The 21,102-nt window shown below is 59.8% G+C and carries 15 protein-coding genes; 6 read left to right on the top strand and 9 right to left on the bottom strand.

Going from position 1 to position 21,102, the window contains the following annotated elements; translation table 11 throughout:
- Window positions 1–5: 5 nt before the first annotated feature.
- Genes G8764_RS10345 through G8764_RS10330 form a run of 4 tightly spaced genes read right to left on the bottom strand, consistent with a single transcriptional unit; the run spans window position 6 to window position 5,870 of the window.
- Complete coding sequence (locus G8764_RS10345) at window positions 6–2,087, bottom strand: PEGA domain-containing protein (RefSeq protein WP_166164562.1); 2,082 nt, start codon at window positions 2,085–2,087, stop codon at window positions 6–8.
- A complete protein-coding gene (locus G8764_RS10340; RefSeq protein ID WP_166164561.1) occupies window positions 2,077–3,621 on the bottom strand; it encodes a hypothetical protein in 1,545 nt (514 codons plus the stop codon). Before G8764_RS10340 ends, G8764_RS10345 begins: the two co-directional genes overlap by 11 nt.
- A gap of 11 nt (window positions 3,622–3,632) precedes the next feature.
- The gene (locus G8764_RS10335) at window positions 3,633–4,874 is read right to left on the bottom strand and encodes a hypothetical protein (protein WP_243748726.1); all 1,242 of its coding nucleotides are present in this window, start codon (window positions 4,872–4,874) and stop codon (window positions 3,633–3,635) included.
- A gap of 9 nt (window positions 4,875–4,883) precedes the next feature.
- The gene (locus tag G8764_RS10330; protein ID WP_166164560.1) at window positions 4,884–5,870 is read right to left on the bottom strand and encodes a hypothetical protein; all 987 of its coding nucleotides are present in this window, start codon (window positions 5,868–5,870) and stop codon (window positions 4,884–4,886) included.
- On the opposite strand from G8764_RS10330, the gene G8764_RS10325 reads away from it, so the two are divergent.
- On the top strand, window positions 5,869–6,261 hold the full coding sequence (locus G8764_RS10325) for a hypothetical protein (RefSeq protein ID WP_166164559.1): 393 nt from the start codon (window positions 5,869–5,871) through the stop codon (window positions 6,259–6,261). The two genes, G8764_RS10330 and G8764_RS10325, sit on opposite strands and share 2 nt — an antisense overlap.
- An 8-nt stretch (window positions 6,262–6,269) precedes the next feature.
- Here G8764_RS10325 and G8764_RS10320 read toward each other — a convergent pair whose 3' ends face one another.
- From G8764_RS10320 to G8764_RS10300, 5 genes are all read right to left on the bottom strand, one after another.
- The gene (locus G8764_RS10320) at window positions 6,270–7,481 is read right to left on the bottom strand and encodes a hypothetical protein (RefSeq protein WP_166164558.1); all 1,212 of its coding nucleotides are present in this window, start codon (window positions 7,479–7,481) and stop codon (window positions 6,270–6,272) included.
- A gap of 262 nt (window positions 7,482–7,743) precedes the next feature.
- Complete coding sequence (locus G8764_RS10315) at window positions 7,744–8,574, bottom strand: DUF4126 family protein (RefSeq protein WP_166164557.1); 831 nt, start codon at window positions 8,572–8,574, stop codon at window positions 7,744–7,746.
- 126 nt (window positions 8,575–8,700) lie between these two features.
- Window positions 8,701–9,210, bottom strand: coding sequence for a molybdenum cofactor biosynthesis protein B (gene moaB / locus G8764_RS10310; RefSeq protein ID WP_166164556.1), 510 nt, complete (start codon window positions 9,208–9,210; stop codon window positions 8,701–8,703).
- Window positions 9,211–9,288: 78 nt separating this feature from the next.
- The gene (gene moaA, locus G8764_RS10305; protein ID WP_166164555.1) at window positions 9,289–10,275 is read right to left on the bottom strand and encodes a GTP 3',8-cyclase MoaA; all 987 of its coding nucleotides are present in this window, start codon (window positions 10,273–10,275) and stop codon (window positions 9,289–9,291) included.
- A 33-nt stretch (window positions 10,276–10,308) separates the two neighbouring features.
- The gene (locus G8764_RS10300) at window positions 10,309–13,017 is read right to left on the bottom strand and encodes a molybdopterin-dependent oxidoreductase (protein ID WP_166164554.1); all 2,709 of its coding nucleotides are present in this window, start codon (window positions 13,015–13,017) and stop codon (window positions 10,309–10,311) included.
- A 581-nt stretch (window positions 13,018–13,598) separates the two neighbouring features.
- Here G8764_RS10300 and cobA point away from each other — a divergent pair.
- The 5 genes from cobA (at window position 13,599) to G8764_RS10275 (ending at window position 21,083) form a co-directional block, all read left to right on the top strand.
- Window positions 13,599–14,441: a uroporphyrinogen-III C-methyltransferase gene (gene cobA, locus G8764_RS10295; protein WP_166164553.1), complete on the top strand. Its 843-nt coding sequence runs from the start codon at window positions 13,599–13,601 to the stop codon at window positions 14,439–14,441.
- Window positions 14,442–14,455: 14 nt separating this feature from the next.
- Entirely contained in the window at window positions 14,456–16,990 is a 2,535-nt protein-coding gene (gene nirB, locus G8764_RS10290; RefSeq protein ID WP_166164552.1) for a nitrite reductase large subunit NirB, read from the top strand.
- Between the two features lie 36 nt (window positions 16,991–17,026).
- The gene (nirD, locus tag G8764_RS10285) at window positions 17,027–17,356 is read left to right on the top strand and encodes a nitrite reductase small subunit NirD (RefSeq protein ID WP_166164551.1); all 330 of its coding nucleotides are present in this window, start codon (window positions 17,027–17,029) and stop codon (window positions 17,354–17,356) included.
- 418 nt (window positions 17,357–17,774) lie between these two features.
- The gene (locus G8764_RS10280) at window positions 17,775–19,250 is read left to right on the top strand and encodes a NarK family nitrate/nitrite MFS transporter (RefSeq protein WP_166164550.1); all 1,476 of its coding nucleotides are present in this window, start codon (window positions 17,775–17,777) and stop codon (window positions 19,248–19,250) included.
- Between the two features lie 90 nt (window positions 19,251–19,340).
- The gene (locus tag G8764_RS10275) at window positions 19,341–21,083 is read left to right on the top strand and encodes a bifunctional protein-serine/threonine kinase/phosphatase (RefSeq protein WP_166164549.1); all 1,743 of its coding nucleotides are present in this window, start codon (window positions 19,341–19,343) and stop codon (window positions 21,081–21,083) included.
- Window positions 21,084–21,102 lie beyond the last annotated feature (19 nt).

Genomic DNA, 21,102 nt, shown 5'->3' with positions numbered 1-21,102 from the left:
GAGCCTCATTCTACGTAACGTGCAATTCTAAAGCCGACATCGTTGCGCGCCGCGCTGCCATAATCCCGATACGACAAGCGCAAATCGGTCATAGTGGCGTGGGCCCAGCTGGAGCCGCGAATAACGTGGTAGTCGCCTTTTTCCGGGCCCATCGGGTTTTCCTCCACCTGTTGTGACAGCCCGGTTTTGATGCCGTAATAATCGTTTATCCATTCAGCGGCATTACCGCTGATGTCGTAGAGCTGGTTGTGATTGGGTGGAAACGCGGTGGACGGTGCGGTGACGGCGTATCCGTCATCGTAATCGAACAGGATGTTGCCGAGTAATTTGGCGGCGCTGCGGTCGCCAAAATTTCCGCTACCCTTGGCCGGCGGCAGTTGATCGCCCCAGGCGTATTTGAGCATTGCGCCGTCGCGCCGCCGCGCCGCCCAGGCCCACTCCGCCTCCGTCGCCAGGCGATAACCTTTGGCGGCAGGTTCAAAGCCGGTGACCACGCCGTTTTCAACCTGGTAGAAAGGTGGCAATTGATCCCGCTCCGAGAGCCAGTTGCAGTACAGGGCGGCCTGCTGCCAGCTCAGGTTGACGGCGGGCTGGTCGTCGCCATTGAGGCTGTTGCCTTGCACGTGGCCGGAGGAGTGAAAGCGGTCAAACTGGCGGTACTCGCCGTTACTGACCAACCGTTCACCCAGGTAGAAAGCCTTGTTGAGAACCACTGTGTGCTGGGCTTCGTTGGCTCTGCGCCCCTGCTCGCGGCGGGAAGCGCCCATGCTGAAGCGGTCATTGGGCTTGAACAGCAGCAATTTTTGCTGGGCGGCGGTGAGTAACTGGGGGGGGATGTTTTTCCACTTGTACTCTTCCTCGGTGAGCAGTTGCACGGAGAGTTTTTGTTGCAAACCGCCCCGGGGTAATACGGTCGCGCTGTGGTCGGCGTAGCCGCTCTTGCTGATTCGAATCCGGTGCTGGCGGGTGGGCAGCGATACTGTCTGGTTGGCACGGCCCATCAGGACACCATCCACGTAAAGCAGTGCATCCTCCGGCGTGGCGCTAATCTGGATGTCGCCGAGGGTGGGTTTTAACGAGTAGCTGAGGGCCTGTTCGGCGCCGGATTGGGGGCTGAGGCTGGCGTGCAGCGGCTGGTAGCCCTCTTTGAGCAGGGTCAGTGAGTATTTCTGCTCCGGGGCCAGCTCGACCTGCAGTGGGGTCCTGCCATAAAACTGGCCGTCGATCGTGATATTGGCGCCGCTCGGGGTGGTGTTGAGGGTAATCAGGCCATCGGCCTTCTGCAGGGTGACTACGGGCAGGGTCTCAGCGGTTTGGGCGCTGACCCGCAGCACGTGTTGCCAGCTTTTGTGGCCGGGCAGCTGCAGTTGCAAGGTATGCTTGCCGGCTAACAGCTGGGCGGTGATGGGAGTCTCACCGACAGCCTGGCCGTCGACTGACAGAGTGGCGCCGGCCGGTTCGCTGGCGACGCTGATGTCAGCCCAGTTGGGCGCCAGTTGCAGATCCAGTGTCTGGTGTTGATCGAGCCCCTCGATGGTGATGTCCTGGCGCAGGGGCTGGTAGCGCTCGGCCAGCAGTTGCAGTTGATGCAGGCCGGGCTCGATGGGGGACAGGCGCTCGCCACTGACGCCCATCAGTTGGCCGTCGATATACACCTGCGCGGGCGCGTTGGTGGTGACGGTCAGGTGCCCGGGCATGGGCTGCAGGGTGATGTCCAGGTACTGGGTTGTGGCCTCGGTCACCTCGATGGTGGTGGTGGTGGGGAAGTAGCCGTCGGCACTGGCCTGCAGTTCGTGGCTGCCGCGCAGCAGCAGGAAATGATCCGCCAGGGCAAAGGTAAGCAGGCCGTCAATGGTGACGCTGGGTTGTTCGGCATTGGTGCGAATATACAGTGACTTGGCGGAAAACAGGTAGATCATCACCGCCGCCGCTAGCGCCAGGGCAATGGCGGCGGTGACGATTACCGGTGTCGGTCGCCAGCGCCTGTGGGGCAGCTGATCGGACACCGGCTGAAAGGCAACTGACTCGATGACTTCATCGTTGGTTTCTGGGTGCTGTGCGCGGGTATCGGGTTCTTTAGCCGTCAAGCGATATCTTCTCCGTGCACTGGATGACGATGGTCAGGGCCTGGTGGTCGGGCCGTACAACAAATTCCTCGCGTACATCCCGGTAGCCCTTGCGGCTGCCGACCACGGTGTATTGGCCGGGCTTCAGTTGCACCTTGTGCTCGCTGAAGCTACCCAGCGCGCCGACCTGGTAGAGGGTTACCTCGGTCTGGTTGTCTGACCGCAGGTGGATGGCGACCGGGATCTGGGACTCGGCTATAGCCTGCTGCAATTGGCGGGTTTGTGCAACGATGCGCTGGCCCTGGGGTTTGACTCGGCGGGCGTCGTCGAGGAGGGCCTGCGCCTGGGCGTAGACGCCGTCATCATTGAGGCGCAGGGGTTCGGTGATGAGCTGTTGCAGGCGCTGGTCGAGCCCGGCCCGGGCCTGGGTCCTGAGCACTCCGACCCGGGCTGCCACCAGGCTGCTATCGAGAGCTTGCACTTGCTGATAGGTTTCCAGTGCGGCCTGCCACTGCTCCTGGTCTTCCAGTGTACTGGCGCGCTGCAGGGCTACCTGTATTTGCGCTTGCAGGTTCTGGTTATTGGCGGCCGCCAGCGCCTCGCGCGCGTCCTTGTCGGCGGGCTTTATTTGCAGGGCCTGCTTGAACTGGCTAATGGCCTGCTTGAACTGTTGTTTTTGCATGTGCTGGAAGCCGGACCCCATGGCCGCGGCAAAGCGGTCGTCGGTAATGCGCTGGTCGATATCGGCGAGCAGGGCGCGGGCAGGCTCCGACTGGGGGTCGAGCGCCAGTGCCTGTTCTACCAGCTGCCTGGCGCTGGCGGTATCGCCCTGCACCAGCTGGTTGCCGGCATTGTCGAGTTGTTCAACCACCTGTTCCAGCACCAGCGCTCGATCCAACCCGGCCTGGGCAGCGCCATCCTGCGGCCGGATTTTAGTGGCGAGGGTGAAGCGCTCGATGGCGGTCTCGGCTTGCTGTTCCTGCAGCGCCTGTTGGCCGCCCTGCAACGCCTGTTGAAAGCGATCGTCGGCGCTCGCCACCAGGGCTTCGAGTTGTTGCAGCGCGGTTGTATAGCTGGTTTGGGCGAGCGGAAACTGCCGCTGGCTGTAGAGCTCATCGCCCTTGGCTGCGGTTTGCAGGGCCTCGGCGTAGGCGCTGTCGGCCCACAGTTGCACGTGCATTTTTTCCAGTGCGGTCTGGCGATCGAGCAGCTTGGCGAGTACCTCCTGGGCCTGTCGTCGCGCTTTTGCCAGTTGGGCCTGTTGCCAGGGGGCTTCTACAGGGCCGGCCGAGCGGGCCCCATTGCCGGGGCTGCCGGCGGGGTTGCTGCCAGTGGTGCCCTCCGCCGCGCCGGGTTCGACGGCGAGCTGCACCGGGGCAACATATTTGGGTAGCCACAAGACCACTGCCAGGGTTACTGCCAGCAGGCATAAAAACGCCAGCAGCTCGCGCCGGCGTCGCAACCACCAGGGGCGCTGGCCGGATTGGTGGAATTCGCTATCGTCCCATTTGCTCCCGGCCGGTTTGGCCGAGCTTGAGTGTGGTGTGTCTGCCATAGAGTTCCGAATCAATAGATACCGACTTCCGCGCGATAGATTTCCCGGAGGATATCCCGCCACTGCTGATACTGATTTTCGACGCTGCCAGACAGAGTAATGGTGCGGTCCTCCAGTTCAATGATTTGCGGTTCTATCGCTGCCTCCAGCGAGTCGCCCAATTCCTGCAGCGCCTCGACGTGCATTTCCGCTTCGGCGCGCTTGTCGAAACCGCTTTTAACCATATAGCCACCGGCACCCACGGCCACCGCCCCGGCGGTGCGGGTGGAGCCGTTATCACTGCCGGACGCGGCAATACCACCGATAATCGCGGCGATGCCGAGTATGGTTTGGCGGCGCGCATCGCGCTTCAGTTTGCGCAGGGCAACCACCTCATTGTAGCTCTGTCCGCGCCACTCCCGGTAGGGGTCATCCATTTCTCGTACAAAGGCGCCGTAGTAATCCTGCAGGGTATCGACAAACAGGTAGTCCCGCTCGCGAATCTGCTGGATGCGCTGCAGCATCGGGTCATCGTCGGCCGGCAGGCGGGTTATTTCCAGCTCGCCCTGCTTGTTCTTGCTCAGGTGTCCCGAAAAAGCCTCCGGGGAAAACTCCTGGGCAAATTTTAACTGGGCCGTGGTGCGGACTTTGCGCAGGTAGGCGCTGGAGAAATTTTGCCGCCGGTACTCGAGCAGATCGTTGGCGATATCATTGTAGAGGCTTTGAAAAGGCTCCGCTGGAATGGCGCCGCCGCGCTGCTTGCCGTAGGCGTATTTACTCGCCAGGCCGGTGTATTCTTTTTCGTACCAAAGCCGTCCCGTAGCATCGCTGGCCTTGATGGCCAGGGTGAGCTGTTCACCGTCGGAGTGGAGGATGCTGCCGCTGATGCTGACGTCGATACTGTCGGCGGAGGCGGGCACTACGCGCACGGCCCCCCAGGCCGCACTGTTTTGCAGGGTTTGCATCAGCCGGTAGGCCATAAAGCGGGATTCGGCATTGCGCACCTCCGGAAAGATGACCTTGTCATCCTCGTTGGCGGCATCGAGGCCGGGATCGAATTGATAGATACCCACGTCCAGCAGTTCTGCTTCGGGGATCTCCTGCGCCTCTCGCTCCAGGGGAGTTACCTTGGTGGTCTTTAGTGTGGTATTGCTGGCGCAGGCGCTCAGCAGCAGCATCGACAACAGCAGCCCCAGCAGGCACAGGCACCTGCTGGTCAAGGCTGTGCTGCCGGGCAGCGGGCGCTCATCACTGGGTCGGGTTAAAGTCATCATACAGCTGTGCTACCGGCTTTGTTTTTTGTATTTGCGATATTCGTCCCAGAGTTTTTCCCGCAGCGCCGGGTCGGTTTCGCGCATGGCCGCTTCCCGTATCTGCCTGGCGACGACGTCGTCATCGCTGCCGTCGGGAATGTCGGCGGGTGGTGCCGTGACCCCGGAGTGCTGGTAATCACCACTGCGGCTGGCACTCCCCGCCGGGCGGTAACCACCGCCGGAGGAGGAACCCTGGTTTTCTTCGCCCTCTGGCCCGCCCGCGGCTGGTCTACCTGCTTCGGCCAGCGGGCCTTCCGCACCGGGGCCTTCGCCGTCGCCATAGGGCCCTTCAGCACCTGCCTCATCGTAGGGGAGTTGCCCGGCATCGGCTTTTTCCAGGGCCTCTTCGCTGCCTTTCTGGTTGCCTTTGCTGAGTACGTAATCCCGTTCGCGCAGAATCATACCATCATAGGACGACATGGACTCATCCAGCCGCCCCTGTAATACCGAGACGCGCTCACCGCGGGTCAGTACCGGGCCAGCGCTGGCTGGGGCCGACCCGGCACGGGTCGCACCAGGGCTTCCCGCTGCGCCGCCACCTTCGGCATTGCTGCCAGATGGCGGGGATCCGGCGGACCCCGCCGAGCCGCCGGCACTGGCGCTGCTGCGAGACTCGGAACTACTGCGGGACTCGGAACTGCTGCTAGCGGCACTGCTGGCAGCGTCGTCTTCGGAAAAATCGATATCGTCACTGGGGCTGCTTTCGCTGTCCATGGACGGGTTGGTATCTATACCGGCCTGACCGGCCTGGGCCCCCGACTGGCCGGGACCCTGCGAAGCATTGCGGCCATCGGCAGGACTGGCGCCAGTGGGGCCGGAGCTGCCACTTGCACCGGACTTGCCTGCTGAACTGGAATCGCTGCTGCCTGCTGAGCTGGAACCGCCGCTGTTGCTGGTACCTGAGGGGTAATTGCTGCTGCCAGAGCTGCGCGAGCGGGGGCCGGATGCCGACGGCATGGAGCTGCTTGAGGGGCTACTGCTGGCGCTGGTGCCGCCAGAACTGGAGCTGCTGCTCGAACTGGAGCTGCTGCCGGAACTGCCGCTCGAACCGGAACTGCCGCTCGAACCGGAACTGCTGCTCGAACTGGAGCTGCTGCTGGAGCTACTGCTCGAACTTGAGCTCGGCGTACTGCTGGAGGAGCTGGAGGATTGCTCCTCCTTGCAGGCTGCCAGCCCCATAACCAGTAGCAGGGAGCTGCAGGTGATCATCAGTTTGTTCATAGCTTCCTTCTGCCGGTTGCACCGTTCAGCCCGGGGAAATGCCATTGCTGTGGCCGCTGCGGGGTTTGCACGCAGAGCACAGGGCCTCTGCAAGTGCTCGCCCCCTTATACAGTGTTGACCGCATAATGTAAGGATCATTCAGAAAAAATATAACGCCGGGTGACATTTTCGGTGGCCACGGCGACGCCATTTTCGAAGCGCGGCCTGAACTTTGCGACCTTCAGGCTCTTGCGGACCTTGGAGCGATTGCTGACCTTGTTTTCCGGGTAGGCTTCTATGATTTCAATGTTGTTGGCGTTGCCGTAGGGGGACACATCAAAGCGCACAACCACAAATTCCTCGTTGTCGCCGCCTTTGCGCTGCTGCAGCTCGACAGCGCTCAGGTCGGGCAATTCAACCGGTTCGCGAAACAGGTCGTTAACAATGGCCTCGGTCTGCTGGCCGTGGGCCGACTCGGCGATGGTCTGCTTGTACAGCTCCATCGCGGTCTGGGAGCGATTGAACAGCAGGTGCCAGTCGGCCAGCTCTATCTTGGCTTTTAAATAGGCGCCTTCCGGTGAATCGGGGTTTTCGGCGTAGACCTGCTGGATTTGGCTGAGTGCATTCTTGCCGCCGGAGAAGCTGCGAATAACGTACTGCTCCATTTTGAAGTGATCTTCCTCGCGGCTGGCATTTGAGCCGAAGCTCGCCTCAAAGCCACTGGTCGGTTTGGCGTAGCTTTGATAGGCAGCCAGGTAATAGTTGGACACCGTCAGGCCGCGCAGGGCATCGACGATACGCAAGTCGCTGGCGCCGTAACTGTTGGCAATAATACTGGCGGCTGCAGAGAACAGGTTGTGGGCGCTGACCAGGTGCTGGAACATGCTGTCGTCCACGCCCTGCACAAAAGCATTGAGGTGCCATTTGCTCAGTTTGTTTAGCATCGGCAGCATGCGCGGGTCGTCGTCGCTGTAGTTGCGGCGATGCAGCCAGTACAGGTATTGATGGTTTTCACTGGCGCGCTCCCAATCCTGGGCGGCGATATTGGTTTCGATCAGGCGCTCGAGTATGGGCACCTGGCTGAGGCTGTAGAGGCCTTCGCTGATACGGTTGAGGTGCATGGCGCGGGAGTAGGCATCCTCGGCTTCCGTATACTGGCCGCTGGCCTGGTAGTTGCTTCCGAGGCTGGTGAGGTGTTGGGCCAAATCGTTGTGGTAGGGGCCGTATTCGCGCTCCAGGGACTCGATGGCGGAGAGGTAACTGGCGTTTACCACGGGTTCGTCAGCAGCGTGTACCGGCAGGGCAGACAAGGTCAAAATGAGGGCTGGGATGAGTCCCGATATATGCCAGGCAACGGAAGTATTCATCGTTTGTAATGCTCTGGTTTCTGAGTCGGAATGGGCGCTCAGCAGTGACGTGCAGAAGCTGATCGCCACATTCTTATCCAATTTTATAATGTACGGTAGATTTTTTCTCAAGGCTCAGTGTCGGGATACAGTCCTCCCCGGCAATACTCGCCCCGTAATGTATTAGTTTGCAACGGGCGGTTAAGGTTCCCGGGGCGTGCCGGGTGGACAGAAATTTTCCTCGGGCCCGGCTGGCGGCGCGGGCTCGAGTTGGGGGCGGGGTTTATTGCGGGCTGAGGATTTTGGCCCGGGTGCGTGCAAACTCTTCCTCGCTGAGGCGGCCGTTTTGGCGGAGTAAATCCAGGGCTCGCAGTTGTTCGGCGTGCGGGCTGCTGGCGGCGGCGCTGTGTCCGGACCTCCCGGCACTTCCTTGCTCGGTAGAGGGGTCGCTGAAAGGGCTGGCAGTGGCGCTGTCATCATCGGGGTTGGGAACAGAGTCGGGCTTGTCGACCAGGCCGAGGAAGCGCCCCACTCGGTGGGCAACGGCTCGCAGCAGGCGCCACAGTTTTGGCAACAGCCAGATGGCGGCCAACAAGAATAGCGCCAGCAAGCACAGAAACACCAGCGGGTGAGCCAAAGCAGTCCACAGGCCGCCGATGACCAGTACGTCTTCAGCGAGGGAGGCGGTCCAGTTGGAAAAGGGTTCGGGAGAAGTGTTGATCAGCACCCGGCTGCCGGCCTTGGTCGCATGGCTGACAGTCGCCAGGGAGCCGCCCATAACACCGGCGGCAATGCCCAGCGCCGGGCTGACATCGCCCACGGCGCCCGCCGCCAGCAGGGCGCCGGCGGGAATCCTGATAAAGGTGTGCAAGGTGTCCCAGCCGCTGTCCACACCGGGGGTCTTGTCGACAAAAAACTCGATAAAATACATCAGTCCGGCGGCGCCGATCACCATGGGATCAGCCAGGGTTTGCAAGTCCGGGGGCAGGTCGATATTGCCGGTTGAGGCGCCGATTCCAAGCACCAGCAGAGCGGCGTAGAGGTTGATACCACTGGCCCAGGATGCCCCCATCGTCAGTGCCAGCGTGGCCAGCAGGGCGTCATAGCTTTCCAAAACGGGGACCTCCAGGGGTGAGATTCATTATTCTTAACGCTGAGCGAATGTTGGCGTAAAGAGTAACCCCGCTTTACTGAATAGTGCCTGAATAGTGCACAAGTTGTGCCCGGCGGCGCCCGCGCCTCAATCTTGCCGGCTGATCAGGGCGACAAAATTACAGGGTTTTTGGCGACTGTCGAGTTGCGGTTTGAGAATCAGGTCCCAACCGGTCTGGCAGGCATTGTTGGAGCCCGGCAGACAGAAGATCACCGTGTTGTTGGCGAGACCGCCGACGCAGCGGGACTGGATGGTGGAGCTGCCGATTTGCTCGTAGGAAACCTGGCGAAAGAGTTCGCCAAAGCCGTCAATGACCTTGTCGAACAGTGGCGTTACGGCTTCCGGGGTGCTGTCGCGGCCGTGGAAGCCGGTGCCGCCGGTGATAATGATGCCCTGTACCTCGGGGGCGGCAATCCACTGGGACACCACCGCCCGAATCTGGTAGATGTCGTCTACCACAATGCGATGGTCGAAATAATGATGGCCCGCCTCGAGCAGCGCATCGCGCAGCAGGTGGCCAGAAGTGTCGGTGTCTTCGTTGCGGGTGTCCGACACTGTCAGTACGGCGAGATTGAGGGGGGTAAAGGCTTTTTCCATGGTGATTAAAGTCCGGTTTGGAGTTGGGGGCAGCAATGCTTATGGGGGAGAGTGTTTACTCGCTGCCAGGGGTGGGGATTACCCCCCGGTGGAATTCATAAAGCGGACGATCTGCGGAGCGTCGTCTTCGTAAAAATGGTGCTTTTCCGGTTTGTTGCCCATGGCGGCGACGATGGCCGCTTTCAGGCGTTCACGCTCACCCGGGTAGCGGCGCATGATCGCCTTCAGGTCGAGGGAATGCTCATTGCCGAGGCAGAGGATTAATTTGCCCTCCGCTGTGACCCGGATCCGGTTGCAGCTGCTGCAGAAATTATCGCTGTGGGGGGAGATAAAGCCGATTAGATTGTCGCGGCCGGGAATTTGCCAGTAGCGTGACGGACCGGCAGTGGTGGTGGCGGTGGGCAGCAGCGGATAACGGCCTTGAATAAGCTCGCGAATGTCGGCGCTGGCGCAGAACTCTTCCTGGCGTCCGTGCTCACTGACCTGGCCCAACGGCATTTCCTCAATAAAACTGATGTCCAGGTCGTGCTGCAGGGCGAATTCCACCAGTGGCAACACCTGGCTGAAATTGCGGTTTTTCAGGATCACGGCATTCAGCTTGATTCGCTCTATGCCGGCGGCCCGCGCCGCCTGGATACCGTCCAGTACTTCCTGCAATTGACCGAATCGGGTCAGCTCCTGGAATTGTTCCGGGTCGAGGGTGTCGAGACTGACATTGATGCGCTTGACGCCGGCGCTGTGCAAGTGGCTGGCGTATTTGGCCAGGTAGGAGCCGTTGGTGGTCAGGGTCAACTCGCGCAGGGAGGGCAGCTGGCCGACTTGCCGGAACAGGGCGTCGATGTCCCGTCGTACCAGCGGTTCGCCGCCGGTGATGCGGATTTTATCGACCCCCAACTCCACAAAGGTGGCACATATTTCGGCACTCTCCTCCAGTGACAGCACCTGCGCCCGGGGCAGGAAAGTCATGTCCTCGGCCATGCAGTAAACGCAGCGATAGTTGCAGCGGTCGGTGACCGACAAGCGCAGGTAGGTAATGTTGCGGCCGAAGCCATCGGTTAGTTTCATGGGCGCCTATTGTGCCGAATTCTGCAGTAGTGGTCACCTGGACTTTACAGTCTTTACGTTTTCCAGTTCATCGGCCAGCAAATGCTGTAATTCGGGCAGGCAACTGCCACAGCCAGTGCCGGCGCTGGTGCAGTCGCTGACCTGGCTGACGGTTTCCAGGCCCTGCTCGCGAATCGCCTGGCAGATGGTGTTCTTGCCCACTTGCTTGCAGGCGCACACCAGCCGCCCCCGTGCCAGGGCGCCCTCGGCGATGCCGGTGAGGATCGAGCGCTCCATATCGCCATTGAGGGGCTCGTCCAGCAGACTCTGGACCCATTCGAAGTCCTGCTCCTGCAGCGACGGGGCCACCAGATAACAGCTTTGCAATTGCTGCTGGTGAATGACGGCGTGGCGGTACTGTCCCTGTGCCGGGCTGCAAAAGTTCAGCTCGCGGCCGGGGGTGGTGTCGGAACAGTAATGCTTTATCGCCGCGCCCAGCTTGGCCGGTGGTTCCCGGCTGGCGATGCGGTACAAATAGCCGCCGTTGACCTTTTGCCGCACCCAGTAGTCCAGCGCCGAGGTGTCAATCACGGCGCCGGTGAGCAGCAGGGCTTCCGATTGGTAGGGCCAGTCTTCGATCGCCACCGGGGTGTACTTGAATTCCGGTTGCCCGGAGATGGCGTCGGTGTCCGGACTGACCAGACTGCAAACGCGACCGGCGCTGGCCATGACCCCGGTCCAGTGGATGGGCATAAACAGCTGCCCCGGGGAAACTTTGGTGGAGACATCGACGCGAATACGAGCGTAGCCCCACTCGTTCGAGAGCGCGGCGATTTTGCCTTTCTGCAAGCCGTAACGGCTGGCATCGTCGGGGTGAATAGAGACATAGGGCTCGGGCAAGTGGGCCCCGAGTCGCGCCGAGAGCCCGGTGCGGGTCATGGTGTGCCACTGGTCGCGAATACGACCGCTGTTGAGGCTCAGGGGATATTCGGCACTGGTGCTTGATGCCGGCGCCTGGTGGCGCACGGCGACAAAGCGAGCCTTGCCGTCAGCGGTGAAATAGTGGCCGTCGGCAAACAGGCGTTTGTGTTGAACCCGCTGGTCAAGTTCCGGCAGGGGCCACTGTTGCGGCGCCATATCGCGGTATTCACGAGCGCCGAGCTGGGCCAGGCCGGTCAGGTCCAGGTCGCGGTTGACCTGTCCCGCAGCATTGCGGTAATCCAGCCCGGTGGAGGCGGCGTACTCGGCGAAGATTTCCCCTTCGTGCAGGTAGTTGAACGCGGCGCCGAAGCCCATGCGCCTGGCCACCTCACTCATGATCCACCAGTCCGGCTTGCCGTCGCCGGGGGTCGGCAGCAGGCGGCGCTGGCGCGATATACGGCGCTCGGAGTTAGTGACCGTGCCGGACTTTTCGCTCCAGCCCTGGGCCGGTAACAACACATCGGCGCAGCGGGTGGTGTCGGTGTCGGCAATGCAATCGGACACCACCACCAGCGGGCAATTGTGCAGCGCGCGCTTGATCTTGTCGGCATCCGGCAAACTGACCACCGGGTTGGTGGCCATAATCCAGACCGCCTTTACGCTGCCGTTTTCAATGGCATCGAACAGGTCGATCGCCTTGAGACCGGGGCGCCGGGTCAGGTTGTCGGTGCCCCAAAATTCACTCAGCAAGCGCTGGTGCTCCGGATTGCCGAACTCCATATGGGAGGCGAGGGTATTGGCCAGTCCGCCCACCTCGCGCCCGCCCATGGCGTTGGGCTGTCCGGTGAGGGAAAAGGGGCCGCAGCCCGGCTTGCCGATGCGGCCTGTCGCCAGGTGGCAATTGATGATGCTGTTGACCTTGTCAGCGCCCCGGGATGACTGGTTGACGCCCTGGGAATAGAGGGTCATGACTTTTTCGGTTTGCGCAAACCAGCTGTAGAAAAGCTTTAACTGGATCGGGTCGACGCCGGTGGTGCGCGCCAGTAACTCGGGATCGCTGCCGTCCTCTAGTGCACACATCAGGGCCTTGTTGTAGCCCTGGGTGTGGTTCTGGACATAGCTTTCATCGACTTTTTGGTGCTTGGCCAGATGGCTGAGCAGGCCGTTAAAGAGGGCCACGTCGCTGCCGGGCTTCAGCGCCAGGTGCAGATCGGCGATCTCTTCAGTGTCCGTGGCGCGAGGGTCGATCAGCACGATCTTCATGGCCGGTCGCTGTTGCTTGGCCGCCTTCAGGCGCTGGTACAGCACCGGGTGACACCAGGCGAGATTGGAGCCGGTGATCACCACCATGTCGGCCTGCTCCATATCGCTGTAGCAGCCGGGTACCGTGTCAGTACCGAAGGCGCGTTTATGGCCGGCGACACTGGAGGACATGCACAGGCGCGAATTGGTGTCGATATTGCCCGAGCCGATAAAGCCCTTCATCAATTTGTTGGCGACGTAGTAATCCTCGGTCAGCATCTGTCCGGATACATAGAAGGCGACGCTGTCGGGGCCGTGCTCGGCGATGGTTTGCTGGAAGCTCCGGGCAACGTGGTCGAGGGCGGTATCCCAGTTGGTGCGCACCCCGGCAATGCTCGGATGCAGCAAGCGGCCATCCGGAATCACGGTTTCTCCCAAAGCCATACCTTTGGAGCACAGGCGACCGAAGTTGGACGGATGCTCCTTGTCGCCGCGGATATCCAGTAACCCGGCGGCGTTGGGCCGGGCCTCTATGCCGCAGCCGACACCACAGTAGGGACAAGTGCTTTTGGTCCAGGCTTGAGGGCGAGTATTTGTCACAGTGGGCTCCCGATATCTCTGCAATCCAGCGGTCCTTATTGACCGTGATCATCCGTCTATGAGTATCTGTCTAGCAATAAGTAAGCCAAGAGCCGCAAGAAGTAAGCTGGGAGCATTAACGCAGAAGCTAAAGATGGCAATTGCCAAGCCATAGATCAGGCCCAGTGCCGGAACGGCCCGGGATTACGCCTGTTACCGGGTATATTGGCTGGGGTATATAGAAGACGGTCCAAGCAGCAGCGGCGTTTTTTATCCATATTTTGAATCATAATGGTGCATCTATAAATAGATGCTCAAGCAATTAAAATGATTTTTCCGATGTATTGTGGAACATGATGGCTCAAATATGGTGCGTTTATGTGTTTTTGTGGTGCCTAATGGTGCTCAAGCTGCCCGGCGACGTGCGTTTAGCGGTCCTTGGGTACATTCTGGCGCAGCCGCTGAATTTGTAATTCTTTGAAAAATATAGGTTTATTATTTTTTTGGGAAGATTTTCACGGTCTGGCATCGTCCTTGCTGTACTCAAAGGGACAGTGAAAACACAGCGTTCAACCTAACCAGCCTGGCGAAGGGGCAGCCCGATGCAAAGCACAGAGATTATCGACATTAACAAGCGTCCTGCCAGTGACGGCGTCCGTCCAGGCAAGGTATGGCTGGTAGGGGCGGGCCCCGGTGATCCCGACCTGCTGACCATGAAAGCAGTAAGGGCCATAGAGCAGGCCGACCTGATTCTGTATGACGCGCTGGTGAGCGAGTCTATTCGCGCTACTTTTCCCCTTAAAACTCCGGCGCTGTACGTCGGCAAATTGAAGGATCGCCATTCGATTCCCCAGCAGCGCCTCAATGAGTTGCTGGTGGAGAAAGCTCGCCAGGGTTTGAACCTGTGCCGCCTGAAAGGCGGTGACGCCTTCGTGTTTGGTCGTGGCGGCGAAGAGATGCTGGAGCTGAAGGCCGCCAATATCGAAGTGGAGCTGGTGCCCGGGATCACCGCCGCAGCCGGCTGCACCAGTTATGCGGGTATTCCCTTGACCCATCGGGGAGTCTCCCAGGGGTGCACCCTGGTCACCGCCCACGCAGAAAAAGCACTGGATATTAATTGGCGGTCACTGGCCAGCCTGGACCACACCCTGGTCTTCTATATGGGGCTCAGCAAGGCGGCCATGATCAGCGAAGAATTAGTAGCGGCGGGGCTCCGTGCCTCGACACCGGCCGCCTTTATCGAAAACGGCTGCTGCCCACAACAGCGCACGGTGCGGGGGGAGTTGGGCGAATTGGCCGAGCTGGCCCGTCGCGAAGCGGTGCAATCACCGGCTTTGATCGTCGTGGGACGGGTAGTGGACCTGGCCGACCAGCTCAGCTGGTTTAGTGGCCGCGCCAGCCAGGATGTGGCTGGCAATCAACAAATTCAAAAATTATCAGCTTAAGCAGGGGATGACTGATGAGCAAGCAGCGTATCGTAGTAGTTGGCAATGGCATGGTTGGGCACAAGTTTATTGATAACTTGTTGCAGGATCCAAAAGCCGACCAGTTCGACATAGTAACTTTTTCCGAAGAGCCCCGGCTGGCCTACGACCGGGTGCAGTTGAGCAGTTATTTTAGCGGCGCAACCGCAGATGACCTGATGCTCACCAGCGAGGGGTACTACCGCGACAATGGGGTCAACTTCGTCCTCAACGAGAAGGTGACCGAGCTGGATACAGCCAACAATCAGGTGGTAACCAGCAGCGGGCGGGTCGAATCCTACGACAAGCTGGTATTGGCCACCGGTTCGTTTCCATTCGTGCCGCCGATTCCCGGCAACGACCAGGAGCACTGCCTGGTGTACCGCACCATCGAAGACCTGGAGGCGATCAGTGCCTCGGCGGCGCAAAGCAAGATTGGCGTGGTGGTCGGTGGCGGTCTGCTCGGCCTGGAAGCGGCCAACGCCCTCAAGGCTGCCGGCCTGGAAACCCACGTGGTGGAATTTGCCCCGCGCCTGATGGCGGTGCAGCTGGATGAAGGTGGCGGCAAATTATTGCGCCGCAAGATCGAAGAGCTGGGGGTGAATGTTCACACCGAGAAGGCGACCAAGGAAATCGTAGCCGGCGAGAACTGCCGCTATCGCATGAATTTCGCCGACGGCAGCCACCTGGAAACCGATATGATCCTGTTCTCCGCCGGTATCCGTCCCCAGGACGAGCTGGCGCGCCAGTTTGGCCTGGAGATTGGCGAGCGCGGTGGCATCGTCGTCAACGACAGTTGCCAGACCAATGTCGACAACGTCTACGCCATCGGTGAGTGCGCGCTCTGGAGCGGTCGTATCTACGGCCTGGTCGCGCCTGGCTACACCATGGCGAAAGTGGCCGTGTCCCATATCACTGGCGGTGACGAGCAGTTCCGCGGTGCCGACATGAGCACCAAGCTGAAATTGCTGGGTGTCGATGTGGCCAGTATCGGCGATGCCCACGGCAACACCCCCGGGGCCCAGTCCTACACCTACAATGACGAAATCGAGCAGGTCTACAAGCGCCTGATCGTCTCTGCCGATGGCAAGAAGGTGGTGGGTGCGGTACTGGTGGGCGATGTGGATGCCTACGGTAACCTGCTGCAGCTGATGCTCAACGACATGGATCTGCCGGGCAATCCCGCGGGCCTGATTTTGCCCGCCGGGGACGGCGAGGCGGCCATGGGCCTGGGTGTCGACGCCCTGCCGGATACCGCGCAGATCTGTTCCTGCTACGACGTCACCAAGGGCATGATCAAAGAGGCGGTGGCCAGCGGTTGTACCGATATGGGTGCTATCAAGGGCGCGACCAAGGCCTCCACCGGCTGTGGCGGTTGCGCGGCGCTGACCAAGCAGGTGCTGGACGCAGAGCTGAGCAATCTCGGTTACGAAGTGAAAAACGACATCTGCGAGCACTTCGCCTATTCCCGCAAGGAATTGGCCGACATAGTGCGAGTCAAGAAAATCAAGACCTTCGATGAGCTGCTCGACAGTCACGGCAAGGGCCTGGGGTGCGATGTCTGTAAACCCGCTGCGGCCTCGATCCTGGCCTCCTTCTGGAACGAGTATGTGCTGGAAGACAACCTGGTTGGCTTGCAGGACACCAACGATGTGTTCCTCGGCAATATGCAGAAAGACGGTACCTACTCCATTGTGCCGCGGGTGGCCGGTGGTGAGATTACCCCGGACAAGCTGATCGTGCTCGGCGAAGTGGCGAAAGAATACAACCTGTACACCAAAATTACCGGCGGCCAGCGCATCGACCTGTTCGGTGCCCAGCTGCATGAATTGCCGGTGATCTGGAAGAAGCTGGTGGATGCCGGCTTCGAAACCGGGCACGCCTACGGCAAGTCCGTGCGCACCGTGAAGTCCTGTGTGGGCAGCACCTGGTGTCGCTACGGGGTGGACGATTCGGTCGGTTTTGCCATCGAAATTGAAGATCGCTACAAGGGCCTGCGCTCGCCGCACAAACTGAAGTTTGCGGTTTCCGGTTGTACCCGTGAGTGTGCCGAAGCCCAGTCCAAGGATGTGGGTGTTATCGCCACTGAAAATGGCTGGAACCTCTATGTGTGCGGTAATGGCGGTATGCGCCCGCGCCACGCCGACCTGCTGGCGACGGATCTCGACGCTGAGACCCTGATCAAGTACGTGGATCGCTTCCTGATGTTCTACATCCGCACCGCAGACCGTTTGCAGCGCACCTCGGTGTGGCTGGAAAACCTGGAGGGCGGGCTGGCCTACCTGAAGGATGTGGTGATCAATGACAAGCTGGGCCTGGCGGCCGAGTTGGAAGCGGAGATGGAAGCCAATATCGCCAACTACCAGTGCGAGTGGAAAACCACGGTGGAGAGCCCGGAAAAACTGAAGCGCTTCCGCCACTTTATTAACTCCGATGCCACCGACAGCAACCTGGCCTATGTGGTCGAGCGGGAGCAGCGCCGTCCGGCTTTCAAGGAAGAGCGCATCGCGGCTGTCGAGCTGGCCGATTAATCGCGCCGCCATACTGATTTAGAGGAGAAAGAATTGATGAGTAACTGGACAACAATCTGTAAAGAGACAGATCTCACCCCCGATACCGGCCTTTGTGCGCTGCTCGATGGCGAGCAGGTGGCGGTGTTTTACAGCAAGAAAACCGGGGAGCTGTACGCGGTTTCCAACTTCGACCCCATTGGCGAAGCCAATGTGTTGAGCCGCGGAATCATAGGTTCCATCGGCGAAGCAGTGGTGGTGGCCTCGCCGCTCTACAAGCAGCACTTTGATCTCAAGACCGGTGCCTGCCTGGAAGAGCCGGAGCACACTCTCAAGGTGTACCCGGTGCGACTGGAGGCGGGTGAGGTACAGTTGCAACCGGCTTAGGCCAGTGCGATATCAACCGCTGCGCCACGCTTTGGCTTGTTGCCGTGGCGCAGCACAATGAGTTCAAAAAAAAGGGCGCTCGGCGTCCTTTTTTTTGGCTCGTCTAAGCCGCGGCTCTGCCGGAAAACGTTGCCGCGCCGCGCCTCGGTTCATTGATAGTTTAATTGCTTGTGATCCTGATTGGTGCATTTTATCGCCAGGCTGCACCGTCTCTGGCGAGCCCGGTCAGGCAGCATTCAAAAAAAGTGTCATCAACTGGTGCGCCCCGGCACAACATTTGTGCAGAAAACCCGATTTATAGTAAGCGATATTTGTAAGCTATTGATTTTAAAAAAGTAAATAGTTGGTACGCATGTTGCTAAATCTTGTTACCTATTTACCATTTGCAATTACCTATTAACCTCAGGAAGCGACGCTCATGACAACCTCCGAGAAATTCAATATTTTCTCGTTCAGCGGCAAGATGAAAACACTTCATCTAAGCTGGATGGCCTTCTTTATCACCTTTGTGGTGTGGTTTAACTTTGCACCACTGCTGCAAGCGGTGAAACTTTCCCTCGGCTTGACCACCGCAGAGATCAAGACACTGTTGATTCTCAACGTTGCCTTTACCATTCCGGCGCGGGTGGTGATTGGTATGTTGACCGACAAGTACGGCCCGCGGCTGGTGTTCAGTGGCTTGCTGATCGTCTGCTCGGTACCCTGTTTTATGTTTGCGGTGTCGGACAACTTTGTCCAGGCGGCGATCGCCCGCTTTGCCCTCGGCTTTATCGGCGCCGGCTTTGTGATCGGCATCCGTCTGGTGTCCGAGTGGTTCCCGCACAACGAGTTGGGCACTGCAGAGGGTATCTACGGCGGCTGGGGTAACTTCGGCTCGGCGGCGGCGGCCTTTACCCTGCCCACCATTGCGGTCATGTTTGGCGGCGACGACGGCTGGCGCTACGCCATGGGCATCACCGGTGTGATGAGCCTGCTGTTCGGTTTTGTGTTCTACAAGAATGTCAGCGATACCCCCAAGGGTTCCACCTACTTTCGGCCGAAAAACCTTGGCGCCATGGAAGTCACCTCCGTTGGCGATTTCTTTCTCCTGCTGATCATGAAAGTGCCTATGTACGCCGCCCTGGCGCTGCTGGCCTGGAAGCTGTCTCCGGCGGGCGTGAATATCCTCAGCTCGGCTGTGGTCAATGCCATCTATGCCGGCCTGGTGCTGCTGTACCTCTACGACAGCTCCCACGTCTGGCGCGTCAACAAAACCATCTTCTCCGAGCCTGTACCTGAATTGCACCGCTACAAGTTCAAGCAAGTGGCGGTGTTGAATGTTCTCTATTTCGCCACCTTCGGTTCCGAGCTGGCCGTGGTTTCCATGCTGCCGTTGTTTTTCTCTGAAACCTTTGAACTGACTCCGGTAGTGGCTGGTATGGTAGCGTCTGCCTACGCCTTTATGAACCTGATGTCGCGCCCCGGTGGCGGCTGGTTGTCGGATAAGTTTGGTCGCAAGCCGACCCTGTTGATCCTGACCGCCGGCCTGGCCGTGGGTTACTTTGTGATGGGTACGGTCGACAGCTCCTGGGCGGTGTGGATGGCGGTTATTGCAGCGATGGCTTGCTCCTTCTTCGTGCAGTCTGGCGAAGGCGCAGTATTCGCGGCAGTGCCTTTGATCAAGCGCCGCATGACTGGCCAGATCGCAGGCATGACCGGCGCCTACGGTAATGTCGGGGCGGTGGTGTACCTCACGGTACTGGCGTCGGTGGAATACAGCACCTTCTTCTACGTGATTGCGGGCACCGCAGTACTGGGTTTCGTGACCCTGCTGTTTATGGAAGAACCCAAGGGCCAGATTGCCGAAGTCAACGAAGACGGTACTGTACAAATGATCGATGTCGCCAAAGCCTGATAGCGATTGGCGTTACTGGTAAGATCCAAAGTGGCGCCCCTGGCCAGGTAACTGGCTCGGGGGCGCCACTTTTTTTGTCTAGGAAGAAATATGGCGACAGATACAGCGGCCAAAGCCCTGACCATTGAGGTCGGCGGCTATACCACGGCGGGTAAAAAAGAGACCAACGAGGACGCCTTTGCGGTCAAGCTGCCGGCCAGCCCCGGGGTAGTGAACTACAAGGGCTTCGCGGCATGCATGGCTGACGGCGTCAGTTGCAGTGATCACGCCCAGCTGGCCAGCCTCACCAGTGTCAGTGAGTTTATCGAGGATTACTACAGCACCCCGGACAGCTGGAGTGTGAAGAAGTCTGCGGCGCGGGTGTTAACCTCGCTCAACTCCTGGCTGTTTCACCACGGCAAGCAGGGTGACTTGCGCCACAATGGTTTGGTGACCACATTCTCCAGCGCCATTTTCAAATCCAACACCGCCCATATCGTCCACGCGGGCGACAGCCGCATCTACCAGCTGCGCAATAACACCTTCGAACAGTTAACCCGCGATCACTGCCACCAGCAAGCGGGGCGGAAAAGCTTTCTGACCCACGCACTGGGGATGGATGACCGGCTGGAGGTGGACTATACCCAGGTCACCCTGCAGCAAGATGACATTTTTATGTTCTCCACCGACGGTGTGCACGAGTGGTTGACCGACAGCCGCCTGCGGGAGTTGATCAGCGACCGCCAGCAGGACCTGGAGGACACCGCCCGGCAGATCGTGGAACAGGCATTGGCCAACGGCAGCGACGATAACGCCAGTTGCTTGCTGGTGCGCATCGTGCAGTTGCCGAACTCGGAAATTGATGAAATTCATCGCCAGTTGACCGAGTTGGTGATTCCACCGGTGATGGATGTCGGCCACAAGATCGATCAGTACACGGTGCTGCGGATTATCCACTCGGGTACCCGCAGTCATTTGTACCTGGTGGAGCAGCCGCGCAGCAACAAACGGCTGGTGCTGAAAGCGCCGTCGGAGAACTTCGCCGAAGACCCGCTCTATCTGGAGGGGTTTATTCGCGAGGAGTGGGTGGGGCGGCGCATAGACAGTCCCTGGGTGATGAAAATTTTTCCGCGCCCGGACAACTCTCCGTTTCTGTACCACCTGTGTGAATACATTGACGGCCAGACTCTGCGCCAATGGATGCACGACAATCCGATGCCGTCGCTGGATACCGTGCGGGTCATGACCGAGTCGATAGTGCGCGCGGTGCGGATTTTTCAGCGCCTGGGCATGGTGCACCGCGACCTGAAACCGGAGAATGTTCTTATCACCGCGGAGCAGCGGGTGGTGCTGATCGATTTTGGCACGGTCAAGGTCGACGGCCTCGATGAGATCTCCGCCCGGGTCCAGGACGACACCCCGGTGGGGTCGGTGGACTATATCGCCCCGGAATACCTGCGCGGCGAACGGGGCTCGCACAGCTCGGACATATTCTCCATCGGTGTTATGGTGTACGAGATGCTCACCGGAGCCTTGCCCTACAAAACCTCGGCGGCACAGCAGCGCAATCCCCAGCGCTACCAGGAGTGGCGCTATCGCTCCGCCAGAGAGGTGCGGCCGGAGATTCCCCTGTGGCTGGACCTGGCACTGGAAAAAGCCTGTGCCGAGTCACCGGCGCAGCGCTATCTGGCCATGAGTGAATTCCTGACGGCGATTCGCACCCCCTGCCAGGAACTGCTGAGTGAACATCAAAGCGCACCCCTGTTACAGCGCGATCCTGTGCGTTTTTGGCAATGCACCACGGCGCTATTGCTGGTGGTGGCGCTGGTGGAAGCCTGGCTGTTAAATCAGTAGCATCGATTCGAGTAATGCA

The organism is Pseudomaricurvus alcaniphilus (assembly GCF_011440395.1).
GTDB lineage: Bacteria > Pseudomonadota > Gammaproteobacteria > Pseudomonadales > Cellvibrionaceae > Pseudomaricurvus > Pseudomaricurvus alcaniphilus.
The sequence above is the reverse complement of the archived record's forward strand: the minus strand, read 5'-3'. Positions and strand labels throughout refer to the sequence as shown.

What these genes read in the sequence shown, in the direction of transcription:
- moaA (WP_166164555.1), bottom strand. Translation starts at nt 10,275, where the DNA reads ATGAAACTAACCGATGGCTTCGGCCGCAACATTACCTACCTGCGCTTG.
- G8764_RS10335 (WP_243748726.1), bottom strand. Translation starts at nt 4,874, where the DNA reads ATGATGACTTTAACCCGACCCAGTGATGAGCGCCCGCTGCCCGGCAGC.
- nirB (WP_166164552.1), top strand. Translation starts at nt 14,456, where the DNA reads ATGAGCAAGCAGCGTATCGTAGTAGTTGGCAATGGCATGGTTGGGCAC.
- G8764_RS10330 (WP_166164560.1), bottom strand. Translation starts at nt 5,870, where the DNA reads ATGCCGTCGGCATCCGGCCCCCGCTCGCGCAGCTCTGGCAGCAGCAAT.
- G8764_RS10325 (WP_166164559.1), top strand. Translation starts at nt 5,869, where the DNA reads ATGGAGCTGCTTGAGGGGCTACTGCTGGCGCTGGTGCCGCCAGAACTG.
- moaB (WP_166164556.1), bottom strand. Translation starts at nt 9,210, where the DNA reads ATGGAAAAAGCCTTTACCCCCCTCAATCTCGCCGTACTGACAGTGTCG.
- G8764_RS10320 (WP_166164558.1), bottom strand. Translation starts at nt 7,481, where the DNA reads ATGAATACTTCCGTTGCCTGGCATATATCGGGACTCATCCCAGCCCTC.
- cobA (WP_166164553.1), top strand. Translation starts at nt 13,599, where the DNA reads ATGCAAAGCACAGAGATTATCGACATTAACAAGCGTCCTGCCAGTGAC.
- G8764_RS10275 (WP_166164549.1), top strand. Translation starts at nt 19,341, where the DNA reads ATGGCGACAGATACAGCGGCCAAAGCCCTGACCATTGAGGTCGGCGGC.
- nirD (WP_166164551.1), top strand. Translation starts at nt 17,027, where the DNA reads ATGAGTAACTGGACAACAATCTGTAAAGAGACAGATCTCACCCCCGAT.
- G8764_RS10280 (WP_166164550.1), top strand. Translation starts at nt 17,775, where the DNA reads ATGACAACCTCCGAGAAATTCAATATTTTCTCGTTCAGCGGCAAGATG.
- G8764_RS10340 (WP_166164561.1), bottom strand. Translation starts at nt 3,621, where the DNA reads ATGGCAGACACACCACACTCAAGCTCGGCCAAACCGGCCGGGAGCAAA.